General features: G+C 66.3%; 26 protein-coding genes. 14 read left to right on the top strand and 12 right to left on the bottom strand.

What is annotated here, in order from left to right:
- Nucleotides 1–13 precede the first annotated feature (13 nt).
- From Amac_RS29950 to Amac_RS29930, 5 genes are read right to left on the bottom strand one after another with little or no spacing between them, the layout of a single operon-like run.
- Nucleotides 14–754: a glycosyltransferase gene (locus tag Amac_RS29950; RefSeq protein WP_155357764.1), complete on the bottom strand. Its 741-nt coding sequence runs from the start codon at nucleotides 752–754 to the stop codon at nucleotides 14–16.
- 33 nt (nucleotides 755–787) lie between these two features.
- Nucleotides 788–1,678 (bottom strand): phosphotransferase, encoded by an 891-nt coding sequence (locus Amac_RS29945; RefSeq protein WP_170322733.1) that lies wholly within the window; start codon nucleotides 1,676–1,678, stop codon nucleotides 788–790.
- Nucleotides 1,675–2,577 carry a glycosyltransferase family 8 protein gene (locus tag Amac_RS29940; protein WP_218041372.1) on the bottom strand — a complete coding sequence of 301 codons (903 nt, stop codon included), beginning with the start codon at nucleotides 2,575–2,577 and terminating at the stop codon, nucleotides 1,675–1,677. Before Amac_RS29940 ends, Amac_RS29945 begins: the two co-directional genes overlap by 4 nt.
- On the bottom strand, nucleotides 2,574–3,197 hold the full coding sequence (locus tag Amac_RS29935) for a dTMP kinase (protein WP_170322732.1): 624 nt from the start codon (nucleotides 3,195–3,197) through the stop codon (nucleotides 2,574–2,576). Before Amac_RS29935 ends, Amac_RS29940 begins: the two co-directional genes overlap by 4 nt.
- On the bottom strand, nucleotides 3,194–4,255 hold the full coding sequence (locus Amac_RS29930) for an NAD(P)-dependent oxidoreductase (protein ID WP_170322731.1): 1,062 nt from the start codon (nucleotides 4,253–4,255) through the stop codon (nucleotides 3,194–3,196). Before Amac_RS29930 ends, Amac_RS29935 begins: the two co-directional genes overlap by 4 nt.
- A 19-nt stretch (nucleotides 4,256–4,274) precedes the next feature.
- On the opposite strand from Amac_RS29930, the gene Amac_RS53890 reads away from it, so the two are divergent.
- The 3 genes from Amac_RS53890 to Amac_RS29920 are packed head-to-tail and all read left to right on the top strand — an operon-like array spanning nucleotide 4,275 to nucleotide 6,302.
- Nucleotides 4,275–4,595, top strand: a complete 321-nt coding sequence (locus Amac_RS53890) for a hypothetical protein (RefSeq protein WP_170322730.1) — start codon at nucleotides 4,275–4,277, stop codon at nucleotides 4,593–4,595.
- Nucleotides 4,595–5,899, top strand: a complete 1,305-nt coding sequence (locus tag Amac_RS29925; RefSeq protein WP_155357760.1) for a helix-turn-helix domain-containing protein — start codon at nucleotides 4,595–4,597, stop codon at nucleotides 5,897–5,899. Before Amac_RS53890 ends, Amac_RS29925 begins: the two co-directional genes overlap by 1 nt.
- Before the next feature lie 25 nt (nucleotides 5,900–5,924).
- Nucleotides 5,925–6,302, top strand: coding sequence for a hypothetical protein (locus tag Amac_RS29920; protein ID WP_246268790.1), 378 nt, complete (start codon nucleotides 5,925–5,927; stop codon nucleotides 6,300–6,302).
- An 11-nt stretch (nucleotides 6,303–6,313) separates the two neighbouring features.
- On the opposite strand, the gene Amac_RS29915 is transcribed toward Amac_RS29920, so the two are convergent.
- The 4 genes from Amac_RS29915 to Amac_RS29900 form a co-directional block, all read right to left on the bottom strand.
- The gene (locus Amac_RS29915; protein WP_155357758.1) at nucleotides 6,314–6,520 is read right to left on the bottom strand and encodes a DUF397 domain-containing protein; all 207 of its coding nucleotides are present in this window, start codon (nucleotides 6,518–6,520) and stop codon (nucleotides 6,314–6,316) included.
- The gene (locus tag Amac_RS29910; RefSeq protein WP_281356355.1) at nucleotides 6,502–6,855 is read right to left on the bottom strand and encodes a Scr1 family TA system antitoxin-like transcriptional regulator; all 354 of its coding nucleotides are present in this window, start codon (nucleotides 6,853–6,855) and stop codon (nucleotides 6,502–6,504) included. Before Amac_RS29910 ends, Amac_RS29915 begins: the two co-directional genes overlap by 19 nt.
- Complete coding sequence (locus Amac_RS29905; RefSeq protein ID WP_170322729.1) at nucleotides 6,852–8,075, bottom strand: ISAs1 family transposase; 1,224 nt, start codon at nucleotides 8,073–8,075, stop codon at nucleotides 6,852–6,854. Before Amac_RS29905 ends, Amac_RS29910 begins: the two co-directional genes overlap by 4 nt.
- A gap of 94 nt (nucleotides 8,076–8,169) precedes the next feature.
- A complete protein-coding gene (locus Amac_RS29900) occupies nucleotides 8,170–8,679 on the bottom strand; it encodes a helix-turn-helix domain-containing protein (protein ID WP_281356357.1) in 510 nt (169 codons plus the stop codon).
- A 148-nt stretch (nucleotides 8,680–8,827) separates the two neighbouring features.
- Between Amac_RS29900 and Amac_RS29895 the strand changes: the two genes are divergently transcribed.
- The 7 genes from Amac_RS29895 (at nucleotide 8,828) to Amac_RS29865 (ending at nucleotide 14,707) form a co-directional block, all read left to right on the top strand.
- Complete coding sequence (locus tag Amac_RS29895; RefSeq protein ID WP_155357754.1) at nucleotides 8,828–8,989, top strand: hypothetical protein; 162 nt, start codon at nucleotides 8,828–8,830, stop codon at nucleotides 8,987–8,989.
- A gap of 62 nt (nucleotides 8,990–9,051) precedes the next feature.
- Complete coding sequence (locus Amac_RS29890; protein ID WP_155357753.1) at nucleotides 9,052–9,981, top strand: alpha/beta hydrolase; 930 nt, start codon at nucleotides 9,052–9,054, stop codon at nucleotides 9,979–9,981.
- 301 nt (nucleotides 9,982–10,282) lie between these two features.
- Complete coding sequence (locus tag Amac_RS29885; protein WP_155357752.1) at nucleotides 10,283–11,077, top strand: glycerophosphodiester phosphodiesterase; 795 nt, start codon at nucleotides 10,283–10,285, stop codon at nucleotides 11,075–11,077.
- 401 nt (nucleotides 11,078–11,478) lie between these two features.
- Nucleotides 11,479–12,306, top strand: coding sequence for a hypothetical protein (locus tag Amac_RS29880; protein WP_155357751.1), 828 nt, complete (start codon nucleotides 11,479–11,481; stop codon nucleotides 12,304–12,306).
- Nucleotides 12,303–13,061 (top strand): HpcH/HpaI aldolase family protein, encoded by a 759-nt coding sequence (locus tag Amac_RS29875; protein WP_155357750.1) that lies wholly within the window; start codon nucleotides 12,303–12,305, stop codon nucleotides 13,059–13,061. The genes Amac_RS29880 and Amac_RS29875 overlap by 4 nt, the downstream gene beginning before the upstream one ends.
- A 4-nt stretch (nucleotides 13,062–13,065) precedes the next feature.
- A complete protein-coding gene (locus Amac_RS29870) occupies nucleotides 13,066–13,842 on the top strand; it encodes a 2OG-Fe(II) oxygenase family protein (protein ID WP_155357749.1) in 777 nt (258 codons plus the stop codon).
- A 31-nt stretch (nucleotides 13,843–13,873) separates the two neighbouring features.
- Nucleotides 13,874–14,707 (top strand): SDR family NAD(P)-dependent oxidoreductase, encoded by an 834-nt coding sequence (locus Amac_RS29865; RefSeq protein WP_170322728.1) that lies wholly within the window; start codon nucleotides 13,874–13,876, stop codon nucleotides 14,705–14,707.
- Nucleotides 14,708–14,734: 27 nt separating this feature from the next.
- Here the strand turns inward: Amac_RS29865 and Amac_RS29860 are convergent, their stop codons facing one another.
- The 3 genes from Amac_RS29860 to Amac_RS29850 all read right to left on the bottom strand — a co-directional run bounded on the left by Amac_RS29860 (nucleotide 14,735) and on the right by Amac_RS29850 (nucleotide 17,562).
- A complete protein-coding gene (locus tag Amac_RS29860) occupies nucleotides 14,735–16,267 on the bottom strand; it encodes a flavin-containing monooxygenase (RefSeq protein ID WP_155357747.1) in 1,533 nt (510 codons plus the stop codon).
- A complete protein-coding gene (locus tag Amac_RS29855) occupies nucleotides 16,264–16,716 on the bottom strand; it encodes a cupin domain-containing protein (protein ID WP_218041371.1) in 453 nt (150 codons plus the stop codon). The genes Amac_RS29860 and Amac_RS29855 overlap by 4 nt, the downstream gene beginning before the upstream one ends.
- Nucleotides 16,717–16,800: 84 nt before the next feature.
- Complete coding sequence (locus Amac_RS29850) at nucleotides 16,801–17,562, bottom strand: IclR family transcriptional regulator (protein WP_155357746.1); 762 nt, start codon at nucleotides 17,560–17,562, stop codon at nucleotides 16,801–16,803.
- Between the two features lie 12 nt (nucleotides 17,563–17,574).
- On the opposite strand from Amac_RS29850, the gene Amac_RS29845 reads away from it, so the two are divergent.
- The 4 genes from Amac_RS29845 to Amac_RS29830 are packed head-to-tail and all read left to right on the top strand — an operon-like array spanning nucleotide 17,575 to nucleotide 20,633.
- Nucleotides 17,575–18,366, top strand: coding sequence for an SDR family oxidoreductase (locus Amac_RS29845; protein WP_218041370.1), 792 nt, complete (start codon nucleotides 17,575–17,577; stop codon nucleotides 18,364–18,366).
- Nucleotides 18,366–18,848, top strand: a complete 483-nt coding sequence (locus Amac_RS29840) for a cupin domain-containing protein (RefSeq protein WP_155357745.1) — start codon at nucleotides 18,366–18,368, stop codon at nucleotides 18,846–18,848. Before Amac_RS29845 ends, Amac_RS29840 begins: the two co-directional genes overlap by 1 nt.
- Entirely contained in the window at nucleotides 18,841–19,701 is an 861-nt protein-coding gene (locus Amac_RS29835; protein WP_155357744.1) for an alpha/beta fold hydrolase, read from the top strand. The genes Amac_RS29840 and Amac_RS29835 overlap by 8 nt, the downstream gene beginning before the upstream one ends.
- Entirely contained in the window at nucleotides 19,698–20,633 is a 936-nt protein-coding gene (locus Amac_RS29830) for a DODA-type extradiol aromatic ring-opening family dioxygenase (protein WP_155357743.1), read from the top strand. The genes Amac_RS29835 and Amac_RS29830 overlap by 4 nt, the downstream gene beginning before the upstream one ends.

The following is a 20,633-nucleotide window of genomic DNA, read 5'->3' as shown; positions in this document are numbered from 1 at the left end:
TGTGAGATGTCGTTCAGCGGACCGTGGTGTCGTACCAGGGCCGCCAGAACCGCTGGGAGGTCAGGAACAGCCGGGCGGTGATCGGGTTGGCCCGCCAGATCATGCGCCAGCTGGACCATCGCTCGAACCGGCGTAGCGACGGCCGGACCCGCAGGTGGGTGAGGTAGACGACCGGGGCTTGTCGTCGGCGGCCGAGGCGGATCAGGCGGGCGAAGAAGTCGACGTCTTCGCTCATGAACAACTCGCTTCGATACCCGCCCAGCGTAAAGAACGCGTCCCGGGTGCAGAACTGGGTCACGCCCTGGGCGCCTCCGAAGTGCCGGCGGTAGAGGGCCCAGGCGGCTACCAGTAGCCGGGCGCCGAGTTTGGTCGGCTCGTACAGGGCGGGGATCGTCCCGCCGACGCAGGCCCCAGAGGCCAGGTGCCGCATCGCGGCATCGATGCCCTCAACCGGGAAGTCCACGTCGGCGTCGATGAACACTAGGTGGTCACCGCAGGCTGCGGTGACGCCCGTGTTACGGGCTCGGCCGATCCCCTGCTGGGGTTCGAGGATGACGCGAGCCCCGAGGGCGGCGGCAATCTTGGCGGTGGCGTCGGTGCTGGCGTTGTCGACCACGATGATCTCGCCACGACCGCCGGTCGCCTGTTCCCAGTGCCGCAGCGCGGCTACCACGGTGGGCAGGTACTGGGGCAGGTAGCGTTCCTCGTTGTAGGCCGGGATCACGATGGACACCTCGGGTATCGGCTCATTCATGCCGGTCTCCCCTTCATAGGATGGCCGCTTTGGTCAAGGTCGCGTGTAGTGGTCGAGGACTTGGATGAGACGGTCTTGCCACAGGGCGACGTCGCGATCTTCCTGCCGCGCCGCCCACCACCAGCCGCGCAGTGTGTGGAAGACGATCAGGTCGGTGAGCAGGCCACGCGATGTCGGGCCGAGGTAGCCGGTCATCAGGCTGGCGAGGTCGTCGGGTGCGAGTGCGTCGGTAGTGACCGCGGTTTGGGCGAGGTCGTACTCGGCGGGTGCGTCGGTGGCCTGCTCGAAGTCGATCAAATGCGGGAGTGCGTTAGCGGTCCGGAGAACAACGTTGCCGAAGTGCAGGTCACCGTGGCAGCTCACGACATTCTGCTGGGCGGCGGGACGGCAGAGCCGATCAAGACTTGGCCGCACCCGCCAGAGCACCTCTTCGGGCAATCGGTCGCGCAATTTGCGCACGTCCAAGGCCAGCTGGGTCACGATCTGGGTTCGGGTACGGTCCGCTCTGCGGCCAGGATCATGATGGAACGCGTTGAGGAGCTGCCCAAGCAGTCGCAATGCGTCTCGGCGGGAGCGGACGCCGTCGCTGATGGTCTGGTGGAGGGTGTGGGGGCCGATGTCGGTCAGGACGAGCGCGGTCAGGTCGTGACGGGGTATCGGGCCGCTGGCTACCACGTCCGGTACACCGAACGCGGGGCAACCGGACCGCTCGGCCAGGATGAGGTGTTCTTTGCTGGCCTTCCATTGAGCGCGTCCGGCGTACACCTTGATGATCACGCTGTCGTGGATCTGCCGGTTGGTGAGGATGACGCGGTAGACGGCCGTGCTCGGCGTCGCGGAGAGCTGATTTGCTCGGACTGCTGGCGCACCGAGAAGAGCCCGGCAGGCAGCGTCGACGATGAACCTGCCAGCAAGTGCGATCACCGACGTCTCCAGCGAGGGGCATCGAAGCTGAGGTCACCGAGCCGCTGGATCTGTCGCAGGGTGGCGTTCATGTGGTTGCGGTACAACCGCACATGCTGGGTGACCGGGGTCGATGGAAGCCACGGTTTGGCGCTGCCCACGAAGTGCAACAGGGCCGCATCGGTGGCGTTTGGGGTCCGGGAACGCGGCGTGTAGCGGTGCGGCCAGTCGCTGCGCTCCAGGAACCGTGCCAGTTCGAAGGTGTTGAATCGGCGGGGCACGGCGTGAACCGAGCCGTCGGCCAGCAGCCATAGGTTCAGCGCGTCTTGATCGTTGTGGAATATGTAGCGGCGCCCGGTCTTCAAGGCGTTGCGTACGCCGCGACGCACCGCGGCCAGCATCGCGGTGGGTGCCCACCACATGCCTCCGTTGAAGTAGGGGCGGCCTGCCAGCTCAGGACGATCGTGTGTCAGCCGAGGGAGGGCTTGGCCTCTTCCCACAGTGGGAGCGAACTCGTCGGTGACCAGTCCCAGCCGATCGGCGGGCAGCCCATCCAGGGGAGTGGAGATGTCGTCGATCACCAAGGTGTCGGCGTCGACGTAGATGAGGTAGGGGCGGCCGACGAAGGCGGGCGTGAACTGGAATCGCAGCCATGCGGTCACGGTGATGTAGGCGGTGTCCGCCATCACCGCTGTGGCGGCGGGACGAGCCCAGCGCAGGTCGAACGATCCGAACCCGAACCGGGTGGCGAGGTCTGCCATGGTGGCGGCGTGCTGGCGGGTCAAGTCCAGGGTCAGCACACGCACTGCGGCATCACGCCGGTCCGCAGTCGGCAGCACCCTGGCCAGCGACTCCAAGGTCACCAGTGCCGGGAGTAGATACCGCTCATCGACACAGAGTCCGAAGGCGTACACGATCACGCCTCCTCAGCCAGAATGCCAGCGGTCCGACTGATCGCGGTGCGAGCCGTGGAGAGCAACGCGGCGGGGTCGGCGTTAGCGTCCAATCGCATGCAGCGCGGCGAGATCGGGTCGGCGAAATACTGGTTGAAGTGCGCGGCGAAGTTCGGGTCGTAGTAGAGGCGCGGCACGTCCGGGCGGGTCACGCCGCGCGTGGCCAAGGCCGTAGGCGTTGCGATCAAGAGGAGAGTTAGATCGGGTACCACAGCTGTTCCGGCCGACACGGCTTGGTCGATCAAGGTCCGTGCGCGAGACACGGTGGCCGGGACATCGAGCCCCTGGAGCTGGCCGACGGCGGTCAGGTGCGCCAGCAGAGTGTCGATGCTGCGATCGAGGATGACAGCGCCGTCACGGGCCAGCGCGGCGTCGGCCCGGTGGCGGCGTTCGGCTTCGACGAGTAGATGCGCCGTGAGCGCCGCGAGTTGTTCGTCCTCGCTTGTGGCAAGCGGCTCGCCCAGAAGCCCGGGGTCAGCGGCAACGTGGTAGTAGCACGGGACCACCTGCCAGCCGAAAGGGTCCGCCAGCCTCGTCGCCAACGTAGTTTTTCCGGAGCAGCTCACACCCTCGATTGCGATGATCACCGGTGAGCCGCCCATTCCGCTGCCACCCCAACAGCCCTTGCGATGTGCGGGCGGAAGGCTTCCACCCAGGCGGCGGCGATGCGGGTACGGGTGTCGCCGGGCACCTCGTACAGACCCGGCTCATGCGGCTCGGCGGCCAGCCGAGCCATCGCCGCGACGATCTCGGCCTTGATGAGGTGGATCGCCGGGCCGAGCGCCGAGGTGTGCAGGAAGTTCACCGCGTTGCCGTTGCCGAGCAGGACAAACGAGCGGCCGTCCTGGCGGTAGCGGACAGCGCCATCGACGAGTGCCTCATGGGTGAATCCGGTAGCGGGACTGTGCAGGTCGGTCAGGTCGAACTCGTCATCGGCGGAGGTCGCCCCGGCCAGGACTGCGCCCTCCCGCAGCATCCCCAGATGCTCAACGCCGATGGCGCGGCTGCCGGTGGCGGAGACCACCAGGTCCGCGGCTGCCAGCGCGCAGGGCAACGGCGCGGATCCGTACCCGATCGAGATGGCGTGGGCGTGGCGGACTGGGTCGGTTTCCACCACGCTCACCTGGGCGTGGCGGGCGTGCAGTGCGGCGGCGACACCCGCACCGATCTTCCCGAACCCCAGTACGCACGCCCGTCGTCCCGCCAGGACTTGGCCGAGCTTTCGCAGCAGCGATTCGATGGAGAACACGATCGCCTCGCCGACGAGTCGGTCCTCGGGTTCTTTGAGCGGGCTTCGGGCCACGCTGTAGACGGGGCAAGGCAGCGCGCCGAGTGCGAGATAGCGGCGGAGTCCGTTCTCGGTGTCCTCTACAACGCCGGCGATCGTCCCTGGCATGGCCGAGCAGACTGCGGCCAGGGCAGGCGCGTAGTAGCCGCCGATGTCGGCCAGCACCAGCCGTCTTCCGGCCGCTCGGTCGACCAGATAGGTGGCCAGCCAGCCGGGGTCGGCGAAGCGGCCACGGGACAGGACGTCACATTGGTAACGACTGGCCACTTCCTCCAGGGTGGCGTGGTCGGCGGACTTGGGCTTGGGCAGTACCGCGGCCACGGCAGCGATCCGGTTCAGCGCTGCCAAGAAGTCCATTTGGCCCGGCAGCACATGTGTGACCACCATTGATGCCACATCGCTGGGGGCGAATCCGGTCATCAGGTCAGCAAAGAACCCGTCCGCCTCACCTGTCCGCAGCGAGCGGCAGTCCATATCAGAATGGGTGAGTTCTGCGGGTGTGGCCGTTTGGTGCTGGGTGGAGGCCATCGACCAGCTCCTGTCGTTGTCAGGTGTGCCGCGCTCCAGCCAACTCCCGATCGGCACGGCCGAGCCAGGGCGCGGATGGGGCATCTCTGTGGCATTTGCCTCGCATCCAGTGGTCATCGCTGGCGCATCGCTTACGCTGACCTTGGCCGACAGTGCCCAGGAGATCTGATGACCAGACGGCAAGACCTTGCCCAGCGTCGGCGGACGCTCGGTTACAGCCAAGAGTCTTTAGCCGATGCGCTGGGAACCGACCGGTCCACCGTCGCCCGATGGGAACGCGGGCAATGCGAACCGCAGCCCTACATCCGCCCCAAGCTCGCCCGGCTCCTGCAAGTGAGCCTGGCCGATCTGGACAACCTCGTCTCGCCCGCCGAAAACGAGCACCACGTCAGCTCCCGCTCCGGCTCGGGACACGCCAATCCGATCGCCGGACATGTCGTGCCGGGCAGCGAATCGGACGAGGATGACGATATGAACCGCCGTGATCTTCTCCGCCTGCTGAGCATCACCGGCGCCCTTGTCGCCTTGCCGTACGCCGAGCCCGCTCAGGGCCAACCTCCAGACTCGGCCATGACGACCGAACCCGACCCAGCCCAGTACGAGCAGCTCAATGACCACCTGTGGCAGCTCTTCGCGCTGTCGTCGTCCAAGCAGCTGGTGTACCCGATGGTTCGTCGGCAGCTCGGCGTCCTGACCGGCGATCTGGAGCAAGCGCGAACGATGGCAGGTCATCGGGGAGTGTGCATGGCGACCGCCGATCTCTTCCAGCTGGCGGGGGAGATCTTCTTCGACGCCAACCGATACGCCGACGCGGCCTCCTGCTACAGCCTGGCCGTCAGCGCCGCCCGCGAAGTCGGCGCCTACGACCTCCTGGCCAGCGCGCTCACCCGGCACGCCTTCATCTGCTTGTACGAGCACAGGCACCACGAAGCCGAAACCCTGCTGACGGTAGCCGCCCGAGCAGCCGATCGCGGAGATCCCCAGCTGTCGACCCGGCACTGGGTGGCCGCAGTACGCGCCAACGCTTTCGCCGGGCTCGGCGAGTTGGACGCCTGCGCCCGCCAATTGGACAATGCCGAGCACGTCCTCGGGCTGAACGGACCGGTCACCCGCAGCGGCTGGCTCCGTTTCGACGGCTCACGCCTCGCCGAGGAACGCGGTGCCTGCTACCTGCAACTCGGCCGGACTGGCCCCGCTGAGAACGCGTTGTACCAGGCCTTGGACCAGGCCAACTCCCCGCGCCGCCGCAGCGCAGTCCTGACCGACCTGGCCATGGTCGGTCTACGGCAAGGCGACCTGGACCATGCCCTGCGACACGGTTACGCCGCAGCCCAAGTCGCCGAGCACACCAAGTCCGCAGGATATGTCGGCCGTAAACTCCTGTCGCTGCGGGATCGGATTACCCCGTTCGCCACCGACAAACGCGTCAGAGAATTCATCGACCGCATCGACGTAGTCGTGCTTGATGCCTAAGTGTGAAGGAGTAATGGTGCAGACTGTGACCGACGAGCAGGGCCGGATCTTCCGGGAGGCGTGGATCGCTGGAGTGCGTAAGCACTTTCCTGGGGAGCCCAAACCGGGATACGTCACTCCCTGGCAGGACACTTCGGGCTGGGAGCGTCAAGCAGCTGCGGCTGTGTACGGGCAAGTGCGTGATTTCATTACGGTCAGCGGTGGAACCACTACTAAACTCACCCGCGCTCAGAAAGGCCGTTTTGTCGCGCTCTGCTGGATCGCCCAGATCTACAAGCACATTGACGACCCGAAGCCCTCATATGTGGCTGACTGGGACGATCTGCCCGAATGGCAGAAAGAGACTGACGCCGACATCTTCGAACGTATCGAGGTGGAAGGCGACGGGGCGGAAGCGGTATAGGACTTTGGACGTCAAGGCATGTCGTCGAACTCTCCAGACTTGACCCCCTTGAGGAAGGCAATCCATTCGGCCGGAGTGAAGTAGAGGCGCTCGCCCTGCGGATTCTTGCTGTCTCGAACAGCGAACCCGTGAGCATAGCGCGCAACCTCAACACAGTCCCCACCGGTCGAATCGCTGTATGACGACTTCCGCCATGCCGTCAGAGTTGGTTCTTCCATTCTTCTACCACCCTTGCAATAAATGTTATGGACTCGTCTTGACGCAGCGCTTCCGCCCGGTAGACATCGAACAAGCGACGTAGCCGGACCAGGTCCTCAGCGTCTTCGACCACATCGCTTCTTAGGGCGTTGCCCAGATACGCGACTTCGCCACCATCGAATGCAGCAAGAACAAATGGGGCGTTGAACCGGGCACATACCCGAGCAGAAGCGAGAATGACCTGGATGATGATCTTGTTGTTTTCTTCTTCCGCCACCTCGATGAAATGCTGTAGCTGATCGATCATGACCTTCGGGCCGCCGACGTTGTTCCGGCAGGGCCGAAGCGTTCTCACATCGTGAGCCCGAACCACTGGAGAGCGTGAGCGGGGTTGGCGTGGTAGTGCTCCACCGCTTCGGCCATGTTCGTCCAGCCGAGCGCGCCGGCGAAGCCGATCGCCAGGTTACGGAAGGCTGCCATGGCACGTGGCGCGCTTGCGGTGCGCACGCGTGAGGCGTCCTCGCCGAATGTCACGTCTCTGACGTGGTGCAGGGCTTCCACCTGCCAGTGACCGCGCATAAGTCCGCCGGTGCGGGCGGGGGTGGCACGACCGGGTTTGAGGCTGGTGACGGCGTAGACGGTCGTGATGGTGATCTTCGTCCTTGCGGGTGTGCGGCGGACGCGGCGGCGTTTGGCCTGGATCGCCTGGACGGCCCCGGGGAAGGGCAGGCCGGGCAGCACGCCGCACATCTTGATCCGGCGGATCTCGCCGCGGCCGTGCCCGGTCCCGGTGGTGCGGTCCCCGAGCGGGATGTGGCTCCAGGGCAGGTCTTTGAGCTGCCGCAACAGGGCGGGACGGTTGGCCTTGACGATAAAGATGTAGTCGCCGCCCTGGGCCAGGATCTGCTCGGCGTGGGCGTTTTGCGTGTGCAGCGCATCCGCCGTCACGACCGTGCCGGTCAGGTCGAGGCCGGCCAGGAGCGGGGCGAAGGCGGGGATCTCGTTGCTCTTGGCCCGGATCTGGCGCTGGGCGATGACGAGCCTGCCCTCGTGCAGGGTCGCCGACAGCAGGTGCACCATGGCGCCGTCTGTGGTGCGGCTGCCGCGCAGGGCCTTGCCATCGATCGCGAGTCCATGCAGGTCACGGTCATTGGCGGGGGCTTGACCTGGATTGTCGGTCAGGGCGGGGGCGGCAAAGCTCGCCAGGAAACGGCCCACGGCCGCGTCAAGGGCGTCGCCGTCGATTCGGGCCAGGAGGCGGCCGACGGTGCTTGCGGCCAGGCGGCCGTGCGTGCGGGTCAGGCCGAGCGCGGCCAGGACGGCGGGGTCGGTGTCGCGGGCGTACCGGCCGATCGCGGCCAGGGATCGGGCTCCGGACAGAACCGCGATCAGGCATAACGCGAGCAGGGAGCCGATGCGGTGGCGGCGTCCGCGCCTGCTGCGAGGGTCGGGGACGGCGTCGAGCAGGTCGGCGAGGCCGGGCAGTTCCGGCAGGCGGGAGAGGTTTTCAGGGGAGCCGGAGGACTGGGTGGCCCGGCAGTGGCGGGTGAGCGTGGCGATGGTGTTGGATGGCACGCGGACGCGACCTTCATGATCGATCTGGACTAGACACCCAAGATCATTGAGGGTCGCGTTCGCTGTTCACAACCCGGCCGTCCGCCGCCCGTCCTCACCTGCTCCTTCTCATCAGCTGAGAACGCTTAGGCCCTTCGTTGTTCCGGAGCGCGCTTTCCGCTATGAGCGCTACGAACGTCGGTGATCCGACCTCCTTGGTCAGGATGCGTTGCCGATCTATTCGCGCGGCCACCATCTCCTCCAGGTCGGCGTCGTGCTCGGCCCCGCGCAGAATTGCTCGCGCATAGTTCTCCGTTTGGAGCAGACCTGGGAGAACGATGGGCTGAAACGTCCACAGAGACGTAGCGCGGCTCTCGATCTCCAACCAGCGGCCAAACCATTCCAGGGGGACCGCTGCCTTGACGAAATCCTCGCGGAACCTGACTAGCGTGCCATTCTTGCCGAATAGGTCGTCCAGCTTCTCCATGTCATCCGTCGTGGGAACACGGCGTCCGGATTCCCACAGTTTGATCAGGCTCTCACTCACATAAAGCCTGCCAGCCAGTGCCGCACGAGATATTCCCTTCGCCTCCCGGGCACTCCGCAATTCTCGCGTCAAGAACATACGGGCGTTGCCGCCGCTGCCGGCCATAGCTCGTTACCTCTCGTTACACCTCGGATCGTGAGGGATGTAAACCCTGTGTGGACATGACTCGATTCCATTCCATCATGTCGCTCTGCCAATGTCAGGAGCACCCGGAAGTGAAAAGCAGGTGAGCGAGCGTCGTCTGCGGTCGCGGCCCGATGACTACGACCAGGTCTCCGCCCTGTTGCGTTCCGCTCGTGACGTGGCCCGATCCCTGCCCCGCCGCCTGCACCCGGCCATCCTGCCGGGAACGGGCCCCTGGCCGATGGCAAGTCTTGGGGCGCGGTGATGACCCAGCGTGGGCGTGGGGGATGGATTCAAGATCGGTTGGGGTTGGGTTAGTGTGCCGCTATGGCTTTGCATCCCCAGGCTGTCGCCTATCTGAAGTTGTTTCCCAATGACATGAGCGTCGATCTGGAGACGATCACTGACGCTGAGATCAGGCAGTTGCGGGCGATGGACGTGATGGCTGAGCAGCGGGGGGCGCCCGCGGAGTTGGCGGTCGTGCGGGATGAGTTGGTGGCGGGGGTTCCTGTTCGGGTATATCGGTATCTGGGTGGGGGCGAGGCGTTGCCGGTGGTTGTTTATTTTCATGGGGGTGGGTGGGTCTACGGGAGTGTGCAGCGTAATGATTCGCTGGCGCGGGACCTGGCCGTTCGTACTGGGGCTGTGGTTGTTTCCGTGGACTATCGGCTGGCTCCTGAGCATGTGTTTCCGGCGGCGGTCGAGGATTCCTGGGGAGTGCTGGCGGATGTCTTCAAGCGGCCGGAGCATTACGGGGCGGACGCGTCGAAGGTTGCTGTGATCGGGGACAGTGCGGGTGGGAATCTGGCGGCGGTGGTGGCCTGGCAAGCCAGGGACGCGGGGTTCGCGCTTGCCCATCAGGTGCTGGTCTATCCGGTCGTCGATGTCGCCATGGACACGCCGAGTTATGGCGCGTACGCCTCTGGCTTCGGACTAGGTGCCGCCGAGATGGCGTGGTTTATCCGGAAATATGCCGATGGGGTGGATCCATCCGACCCGAGGCTGGCTCCCTTGAAGTTGTCGGATATGTCAGGTCTGGCGGCAGCGACCGTCGTGACCGCTGAATGTGATCCGCTGTGTGACGAGGGGGCCGCCTACGCTGACGCGTTGCGCGGCTCGGGTATCCCGGTCGAATACCGGTGCTATCCGGGCAGCCTGCACGGCTTCTTCGGGCTGCCAGGCTTCTTCGACCAGGCGGGAGAGGCGCGCGACTACGTGGCCGCCCGGCTCAAGGAAGCGTTCGCCGCAAGCCCCTGAACCTCCGGGACCTCCGGAAGCCCTGAAGCCAGGTGACGTTAAGCCGATGACGATCAGGATGAGGGCGCCGGTCATCAGGTCATCACGCATTCTCGGGGCCGCAGACGAAGCCGTGCGCGCGGATCAGCGTGCTGGCGCTCTGGTTGACGTTCAGGCCGCTCTGAAGCAGGGGAGTAGCCATGCCGCCGGATCAGCAGGCCGTCCAGCTCGGGCTGCTGGACCGCCTCCCTCAGTGACGTACGGCTCACACCCATCGCCCGGTAGCTGACCTGTCAATACGCCGAGAAGCGGGAGTACCTGGATGGTCAACTCTGTGAGCGGCCCCTGGCTGCGCGCGGATCGCCCGCTTGTTGTCGGGCATCGGGGCCAGCGCGCCCACATCCCCGAGCACACGATGCCGTCCCTGCGCGCCGCCATCGCCAAGGGCGCCGAGATGATCGAGGCCGACGCGCTGCTGAGCCGCGACGGCGAACTCGTCCTGATGCACGACACCACGATCGACAGGACCACCGACGGAACCGGCCCACTCGCCGACCTGACCTGGGCGGAACTCTCCGAACTGGACGCCGGCAGCTGGTTCGGTCCCGCCTTCGCGGGCCTGCGGCTGCTGCGCGCCCAGGATCTGCTCGACCTGGCCCGCGCGGAGGGCATCGCGCTCTGCCTGGAGGCCAAGGGCGACACCACCGAGGACGCCACCCGGGTGGCCGAACGGCTGGCCCGGCTGGTCGCCGACAACGACGCCCTCGGCTGGGCGTTCGTCTCCTCCTTCGACCACTGCGCGCTCGCCGCGGCCAAAGCCGCCGTCCCCGCGCTCCTGCTCGCCCCCGAACGCCTGCCCGAACACGGCACGCAAACCCCCGCCGAGACCGTACGGCAGGCGCTCGCCCTGGGCGCCCCGGTCATCCAGCACCGCTGGGAGCTCATCAGCCCCCACCTCGTCGACACCCTGCACGACGCGGGCATCGCGATCTGGGCCTGGAGCACCAACGACGAGGACGCGGTACGGATCTCGCTGGCGCTCGGCGTCGACGCCATCATGGGCGACGACGTGGACCTCCTGGTGGCCGGGGTACGGAATCACCGAAGGGCACCCTAACTCAGCTCCCTCCAGCCGATCCACAGATTAATCCATCGCCCCGGCCTGAACATTTCACGCGGATCGCCAAGGTGTCGTCCGGTCATCGTGCACGGCACGCTCTCCGAGGACGAATCTTTCACGTGGCGCTCGGCACAGGAGTGCAAGTGATCCAATCCGAATGATCGCCGGCGCAGCAAAAAGGGGCAGTGCGGTATTGGCATATCGCAAGGGAGGTGGGTGACGGGCCGAATCCTCAATCTGGATAATTGTGATGTCACGAGCCTGCTCAACGTGGCATGGGTTCCATGGTATTTCTATTGCTGACGCAAGAGCTTTCATCTACCCTGAAGGCGACACTGTGGTCATCGTACTGTTCGGGCATCTGATCTCTGCCGAGTACAGACAGGCGATCCGGGACATTGAGTGACGACGGCACACGCCTTGCTGGAAAACTGTCAATCTGGCTGGCCAGTCTCTTTGCCATCGTTGCTTTGATTGTGGGTTTGATCAACCTGTTTCTGGACGAACCCGTACCAGTGCCTCTTGATCTTGTCGCAGGTTATCTGCTGGGTACGCTTGCCAGCTTCATCGCCTACGTCTACGGGCGATCAGAGTTGATACTGGAACGCCAGGACCGGCTGTTGCATCAGCCGGCGCGGGGCGTTCAGGTGTTCACCACCAGTGAAGAGTTTCTGCGGAAATTGGTGGAGATAACCGTGGGCGCGGCCACCGTCAGCACTTTGAACCTGTCTCCGGCAAAGGGAGAACATCCAGAACTGGACCGGTATTTCGAAGTTGTCCACAGTAGCATCAAGAACCGGAAGAGCCAGCTCCGGAGTTTTCGTAGCATTGCCAGTGTTGACACGGTCCAGAAATCCGCCTGGCTGGTCGAGAGAAGCTGCGAACTCCATCAAACCGGACGGGTGTCCTTCGCGATCTTCGACCAGGATCGTATTCGCCCATTATTACACCCGTTAAGCCTGCACATCACGTACAAGGACGGAAATATCTACGTGTTCATCTTCCCGCCGGTCAACTTGACGGGCTCGATGGACTCGATTCTGATATCGGATCCGGTGCTGGGAAAGGCGATGCTGGATTACTACAATCTTCTTTGGCACGACTCCCTGAAGATCAATGAGGGTAGGCAGGTCCGATCCCAGGGGCTTGACCGGATTGTCCAGCTAAACCCAGAAATAGACGCCAACCCCTTCTATCAAAGTTTGCGGAAAGGCCTGACCCTGTGACGAATCTGAGAATCAGGCTGAAGTCGGGCGAGCCGCTTCTTGGCACGCTCATCACCCTCGACTCTCCCGAGGTCGCGCTTATTCTGCAGCGCGCGGGATTTGCCTGGTTCTTCCTCGACCTTGAGCATTCCGCACTTTTGGATCTTAAAAGCGCACAGCGCATAATTGAGGTTCTCCAGCCCCAGGGATACGCGGTGATACGGGTGCCGGACAATTCGGAGACCTGGATCAAACACGCGCTGGACACCGGCTGTGACGGGGTGATCATCCCGCATGTAGGGAGCAGAGCGGATGCGGAGCGGGCCATTCTATTCTCGAAGTATCCACCCCTCGGGCGGAGAAGCGTGGGCATCGCACGCGCGCAGGGATATGGCTCATCTTTCCAGGACTATCTGAGCGGCGCGGCGGAAAGAATCGCGGTCATCGCCCAGATCGAAGACGTGGACGGGGTGGAGAACGTCGATGACATCCTTGCCGTCGAGGGCATCGACGCCATTTTCATCGGCCCGTACGACCTTTCCGGAAGCATGGGGATACTCGGCCAGCTGACCGATCCCGCACTGATCGAGAACGTGAATCGCGTCCGCCGCGCATGTCACGCCGCGGATGTGCCCTTCGGAATATTCTGTCCGAACATCACGGCGATGAACGCCGAACTGGCCCGGAAAACCAGTCTGCTGGCCGTGGGATCCGATACCGGGCACATCTCGGCCGGTGCCGCGAGCATATTCCACGAGTTGCGACCAGAAAGGTAGCGTGATGCTGATCAGGGCCGACTCCCTGGAAACCGCCTACACATCCCTCGCCGAAGATCCGAGCGCGTTGGCGGCGCACGTCCAAGGATATCTTCCTCCCGAAGTCTGTGACCGGGCGCGTGGCCACGTCGTCCCGCTGCTGCTGGAGAACTCCTTTCAGCGAATTTATCGAAGCCAGGTGAGAGCGTTCACGGAGGCGATTTCCCGGGACGTTCACGCGGAAGAGGGGTACCTTGATCAGGCGACCGAGGTCCTGCGTGCGATGCGTCTCGCGTTCCTGCCTTTCGCCAGCCCGGCCGACATGTTCCGCGCCGACCTGGACGAGGTCGCCCCGCACGGCGCGACTCTGCTCCGTTTCGGCGGCCGCCCGCTCGTGTTCGGAATGATGCGAAGCTGGGAATCCGACATGGAAGCTCTCCCGCATTTCGACATCATTCAGGAAGCGACTCCCGCGTTCGCCTCGACATTTCAGTTCAGCGAACAGTTCGGGGTGAATATCTACACCGAGGGCCCGCGTCACGGTGGCGAACTGCTGGTCTGGGACAAGAAGCTTGGGGACCTGGTCGGAGCGGGATTCACGGCACAGGATGGAACGTATGGATTCGATCGGGAGAGATTACCGCCACCCGATGTGGTCATTCAGCCCGGAACCGGTGACCTGGTCATCGTGAGATCTACACGTCTACACGCCGTGAACAAGACGATCGCAGGGCGGCGCGTTAGCGTATCCGGGTTCTTGGGAGTGGGCGCGAGCCGGGAAAGTATCAAACTCTGGAGTTAGGACGCATTTTATGTCTATCCCGAGAGTTTCCGTGAGCGAATGGGGCACCGTGGACTCTGATGTTCAATGGGATATGGACGCGTTGCGTCCTGAGAAGATTTTCTCGTTGACGGGAAAGGTCGCCCTGGTAACCGGTTCCGGTGGTGGCGTGGGCGGATGGCTTGCCGCCGGGCTGGCGGCGGCCGGTGCTCGCATCGTGCTGAGTGACCTCACCAAGGAACGGTGCGAGGGGATTTCCCGCCTGCTGTCGGACAATGATGTCGATCACACGGTCGTCCCCGCGGACCTCCGTGAGACCACCGCGCCTCAGCAGATCGTGGCCCAAGCGGTAGAACATTTCGGCCGCCTCGACGTGGTGGTCAATGCCGCGGCGATCAACGAGCGCCGTCCCATCTCCGAGGTGAACACCGACCTTTGGGAGCGGATCGGCAGCGTCAACCTGCGAGCCGCCTACTTCCTCGCCCGCGAGGCGATGCTGACCATGAGAGGCAGCGGAGGAGGCTCCATCATCAATATCACCTCGATCAATTCCGAGGTGGGACTCGAACACGTCTCGATCTACGGTGCGCACAAAGCAGCCTTGGCACAGGTGACCAAGACAATGTGCGTAGAGTGGGCGAAATACAACATCAGGGTCAATTGCCTGGCTCCTGGCTTTCTGATGACCTCCCTGTCCCGCCCTCTCTGGGACGACGAAGACCGGGCGAACTGGATCCTCGACCGATGCCCCATGGGCCGGCCGGGAGCGCCCTCCGAACTGATCGGCGCCTGCCTGCTGCTCGCCTCCCAGGCAGGCTCCTTCATCTCCGGAGTCAGCATTTTCGCCGACGGCGGCCTCCTGGCCGGTAGCCCATGGACCAGATGAACCCACCCAAGCCCCAGGGAACTCCGGTCAGGCGTCAGCGGACTTCCGCCCGGCAAGGTGGGCGGCTGGTGGCGGGAGCGTTGCTCCGGGAGCGGTAGCCGGTGAGGAGAGGCGTTTGAGGAGGGTGGGGGTGACGCGGCGGTAGGCGGCTGGGTTGATCGGGTTGAGCCAGTGGGAGGCGCGGACCGGGGCGCTGATGTTGAGGTCGAGGTCGCCGAGGACCTCGTCCACGTTGTGCATGGAGAATGGGATGATCTTCGTGCCGCGGCAGTGATGGGTGTTGGTGGCGATGTCCATGAACGCGAGTTGATCGACGACCGCCTGCCGCATCGACGCCGGGTCAGGAAGCGGCACCGCGCCCGCGAGGTCGGCGGCGATCCATAAGGCGGCCATCTCGGCGTTGAGCGGGCTGAAGAATGAGGAGTTGTAGCCGTTGAAGTAAAGGCCCGGCACGTCGATGGGGCGGATCTGGCGGTAGAGCATGAAGTTGCCGCGCTCGTCGAGCAGCCGTTCCTGGACGTCGCCGGGGAGGAACGGGACGCCCTGGGTGAAGCCGGTGGCGCAGATGACGAGGTCGGCAGGGAGCGTCGTGCCGTCGTCGAGTTCGGCGTACGGACTGCCGTCGTTCGCGTAGAGCCTGGCGATGGTGCGGTCGTGGCGCACGGCGATGGTGCCGTCGGCGACGCCTTCGAAGAAGCCCTCGGTGGCCAGGCCGATGGCGCCCTTGACGATGTCCTCCATCTGACCCGGGGGGATCAGGCCGTGTTTGTCCAGGCGGAACTGGCGCACCGACACCGTACCGATGGAGTTGATCATCCGGGTGCGCATGCCGTTGCCAGGGCCGTGCAGGAACTTCTCGACGCCGCGCAGGCGCAGGTACCGGAACAGCGCCTCGCCCATCCGGGTGAGCAGCAGCAGCTTGAAATTGAGGACGCCGCCGATCTTGCGGGGCACCTTCCACAGCAGATGGCGGGCGATCACGTCGGTGCTCGCGGCGACCTGGCTGATCGGCACCGTGATGTCGCACGCCGACTTGCCGTACCCGACGACCAGGACATGCTTGCCGCGGGCCTGCTCGGCGTCGTGCACCTCGGTGCCCGCGCACAGCCGCCCGCCGGCCGCGGTGAACTCGGCCAGGCCGGGGTAGCTCGGGATGGCGGGTTCGCAGAACACGCCGTTGGCGGCGACGAGCCGGTCGAAGGTCTCGGTCGCGTCGCGCGTGGTGACCGTCCACCCGCCGTCGCCCGGTTCGGCCGCGGTCACCTGGGTGTCCAGCCGCAGGAAGGGGAGGAGCCCGAACCGCTCGGCGTAGGCGGCGAGGTAGGCCTGGACCTGCTCGCCAGTGGGCCACTGCGGGTAGTCCTTGGGCATGGGGAAGTCCGACAGCGAGTACTGCGCCTTGGGGCTCTGGGTGGTCAGGCCCGGGTAGCGCCGGGTGCGGCTCCACACGCCGCCCACGTCCGGGGCCTGCTCGAACACCACCACGTCGTGCCCGGCCTGCGTGAGCACTTTGGCCGTGCTGAGGCCGGCCACCCCGGCTCCGATGATCGCGACTCTCATGGCAGCCGCATCTCCAGCCCGAACTCCGCCATGATCTTCTTGATCAGGGTGATGTCCTTCGGGCCGGGCGGCATGTCCGCGAGCGCCTGGTAGTAGCCCTCGAGACCGGCCGGTGAGACCACCGAGATGACCCGGGACTCCTCCTTGTACGGATTGCGGAACGTGTGCACCACCTTGCGCGGCAGGTACAGGTAATCGCCGTGCTCCAGAGTGAAGTCCTCGCCACCCAGGTGGACGTCGAGCCGCCCGGCCAGGCAGATGAACGACTCGTCCTCGCGGGTGTGCAGGTGGGGCGGCGGGCCGTCGGTCTCCGGCGGGACGGCGTACTCGAACAGCGAGTACGCGTCGTGGGTCGACTTGCCGTCGGTCTTCATCGTGATGCCCAGGCCGATCGCCGCGATCTTGTGTCCGTCGCGGGACGGCAGCATGTATCCACCACCGAGTGTCACCGTGGCCTCCTTCGCCGTGTGTCTGATGTCACAGCGTGCGGGGGCTTGGTGTGATCCGCAATTAGATGTCCCACTGACTGGGACTCAGCGTCGGGTGGAGTAGGTCCGGGAGGCGGCCGAGGCGGCCATCCGCACGGCGGGCCCGATCCGGTCGGCCCGGACGAGCTGGCTGGGCCCGGTGACGGACAGCGCCGCGACCACGTCGCCCAGCGGTCCGAAGATCGGTGCGGCGACGCAGCTGACGCCGATGACCCCCTCCTCGCGGTCGATCGCCCAGCCGCGCTCCGGGACGGCGGTCAGCTCCCGCATGATGGCGACCGGGCTGGTCAGCGTGCGGGGCGTGCGAGCGGCGAGCGGGGCGCCGAGGACCGCCTCGATGACCGAAGGCTCTGAGTAGGCGAGGATGGCCCGGCCCAGCGCCGAGCAGTACGCCGGGATGATTCCGCCGACCTGCGACAACATCGGCATCGCCCGATGGCCGGTGATCTTCTCCACGACCAGGATCTGGCCGCCCTCCAGCACGCCTAGCTGCGCCGTGATCTTGGTGGCGTGGTGCAGGTCCTGCAGGAACGGCAGCACGGCCTCGCGAAGTTCCATCCGGATCGGGGCGAGGCTGGCGATCTCGAAGAGCCGGTTGCCGATCCGGTAGCGGCTCCTGGGCTTGTCCAGCCAGCCGAGCTGGAGCATCCGGCCGGCGGTGCGATGCGTGGTCGAACGCGGCAGGCCGCTGCGCGCGACCAGGGCGGCGAGGGTGAGCTCGCGGTGGGTCACGTCGAACGCGCCGAGGATGGCGGCCGCCCGGTCGAGCCCGCCCATCGCCGATTCGTCCCGCTCAGCGGGACTCATCGTTGGTTCCTGGTGTGCATACGAGTCAGGCTAAACCTCGTCTCGATCCCTTGGGAGGCTGTCATTCGTACCGCACTCGTCGGCGGCGGAGCCACCGGCATCGGCTACGCGATCGCCGAGCGGCTGGCCCGCTCCGGGCACCGCGTCGTGATCACCGGCCGCCACGGCGACACCCTCGACGCCGCCGCGCTGCGGCTCAAGGAGAGCACCGGCGTCACGGTCGCGACGCTGGTCAACGACATCTCTCGCGGCGATGCCGCCGTCGGCGACCTGGACATCCTCATCCTGAACGCCGGGGGTCCCCCGCCCGGCCGGATCCTCGACGTCGGCGACGACGCCTGGCGGGCGGCGACCGAGCTGCTGCTGCTCGGCCCGCTGGGTCTTGCGCGGCGCGCGCTGCCCGCCATGGCCGGGCGCGGCTTCGGCCGGGTGGTCTTCGTGACCTCGGCCGCCGTACGCCAGCCGCAGCCCGATCTCGCCGTCTCGGTGGTGCTGAGATCCGCGGTCACGGCCGCCGCCCACCTGCTCGCCCGCGAGCACGCGGCGGACGGCGTCACGGTCAACTGCGTGGCCCCCGGCGCCACCGACACCCAGCGCCGCCGGGGGATCCTGGCCGGGCGGGCAGGCCGTACCGGACTCTCGGCGGCGGAGCTCGACGCGGAGGATGTGAGCGGCATTCCGGCCGGGCGGCCGGGACGGCCGGACGAGATCGCCGCGGCCGTCGAGTTCCTGGTGTCGGCGGACGCGAGTTACCTCAACGGGACCGTGCTGACGGTCGACGGTGGAAGGACGGAAACGATCTGATGGCGGAATTCGAGATGGCCGAGTTCCTCGGCTCGATCAGTGATGTGGTACGGCCCGGCCCGGCACGTCCCGTGGTCGTCCACGCGGCCGAGCTGGAGACGTTGCCGGCCGATCAGGTGCACAACCCGACGACGCTGTCGATCGCCGGCAAGCTGCCGACCGCGACGTTCGAGATCTTCCGGCAGACGATCCCGCCCGGGCTGAGCTCCGACATGCAACGGCATCACCACGAGACGGTGCATTTCGTCATCTCCGGCCGCGGGCACAGCGAGGTCGAGGACGAGACCGCCGGCTGGGCGACCGGGGATTTCATCTACACCCCGCCCTGGACGTGGCACCGCCATTACAACGACTCCGCCGAGGAGCCCGTCGAGTTCCTGACCATCGAGAACTCCCGCCTGCTGAACCTGCTGGGCGTCGGACGGCGGCAGAGCGCGGGACTGTGCACCGTCGACGAGGCCAGGAGGACCTGCCATGACTGACCACATCAGCGTCTGGGGCGAGCTGTCCGACGTCGATCACGAGCTGCGCCACGTCGTTGTCGGCGGCGTGCGCACCCGGGTGCTGCGCGCGGGAGCGGGCCCGGACCTGATCCTGCTGCACGGCACCGGCGGGCACCTGGAGGCGTACGCGCGAGACATCGCCGGGCTGGCCACCGCCTTCCGGGTCACCGCGTACGACATGGTGGGGCACGGGTGGTCGGATCTGCCGGACCGGCCGTACACGATCGATGTGCTGTCCGACCATCTGCTCGGCCTGATGGACGCGCTGGGCGTCGAGTCCGCGCACCTGTCCGGCGAGTCGCTCGGCGGCTGGGTGGCCGCCTGGACCGCGGCGCACCATCCCGGCCGGGTCCAGCGGATGGTGCTCAACACTCCCGGCAACATCGCCAACAAGCCGGAGGTGATGGTCCGGCTGCGGGAGAGCACCATGGCCGCGGTGACCGACCCGAGCGACGCGAACGTGCGCAGGCGCGTCGAGTTCCTGTTCCACCACAAGGAGATGGTCACCGACGAGCTGGTCGGCCTCCGCCGCGCGGTCTACAGCCGTCCGGGCTTCGTGCGGGCCATCACCAACACGCTCGTGCTGCAGGACCCCGAGGTGCGGAAGGACTTCGCCTGGGATCCCTCCTGGGTGGGCAAGATCACCGCGCCGACGCTGCTGCTGTGGACCGACCACGACCCGACCGGCGGCCTCGACGAGGCGGCGACGCTGCTGGACTGGCTGCCCGACGCCCGGCTGCACGTGATCGCCGACGCGGGGCACTGGCCGCAGTGGGAGAAGCCGGGGGAGTACCTGCGCGTTCACCACGAGTTCCTGCTGGACCAGGCATGAGCGAGATCATCGGCATGGTGGGGATGTCGCACTCCCCGTTCGCGACCCTGCTGCCGCCCGCCGACCCGGGACAGCCGGGCGGACGCTTCCTCGCCGACGCCCGGCGCGTGGCCGCGGCCGTGGCCGCGCTCGCGCCCGACGCGCTCGTGGTCATCGGCCCCGACCACTTCCACGCCAACTTCTACGACGCCATGCCCCCGTTCATCCTCGGCGTCGAGCAGGCCGACGGGTTCGGCGACTTCGGCAGCAAAGCGGGCCCGCTGCCGGTCGCCTCGGCGCTGGCGTGGTCGATCCGCGACGCCCTCGCCGACGACGGCTTCGACCTCACCCTGTCGTACGCGCTGACCGTCGACCACGGCATCGCGCAGAGCTACGACATGGTCCGCGGGACGGCCGACCTCCCCATGGTCCCGCTGGTCGTGAACACCGCCGCGCCGCCGCTGCCCGGCATGCCGCGCTGCGTCCAGCTGGGACGCTCGCTCGGCGCGGCGATCCGCGGTTCCGGGTACGCCGGGCGGGTGCTGCTCGTGGCCAGCGGCGGCCTGTCGCACTGGCTGCCGTCCAACGACCCGCGTGACCCTCGCCTCGCCGCGGACCGCCGCGAGGCGGTGATCCGCGGCCGCAAGGACACGCGCGCGTTCGCCGCGGCCCGCGAGCCGCGCGTCCTGGCCATGGCCGGCAACCCGGACGCGCCGGTCAACGCCGAATGGGACCGGTGGTTCCTCAAGCAGCTCGGCACGGCCGACCTCGCGCCGGTGACCGACCTCGGCGACGAGGGCCTGGAGCAGCGGGCGGGCAGCGGCGGGCACGAGATCCGGACCTGGCTGATCGGGCTGGCCGCGGTGGGCCGCCCGCTGGTGTGGACCAGCTACGAACCGGTGCCGGAATGGATCACCGGCATGGGCATCGGCACCACGTTCGAGGTGAGCTGA

Source organism: Acrocarpospora macrocephala (assembly GCF_009687865.1).
Classification (GTDB): Bacteria; Actinomycetota; Actinomycetes; order Streptosporangiales; family Streptosporangiaceae; genus Acrocarpospora; species Acrocarpospora macrocephala.
Note: the sequence above shows the minus strand (reverse complement) of the source record. Positions and strands in the feature narration are given on the sequence as shown.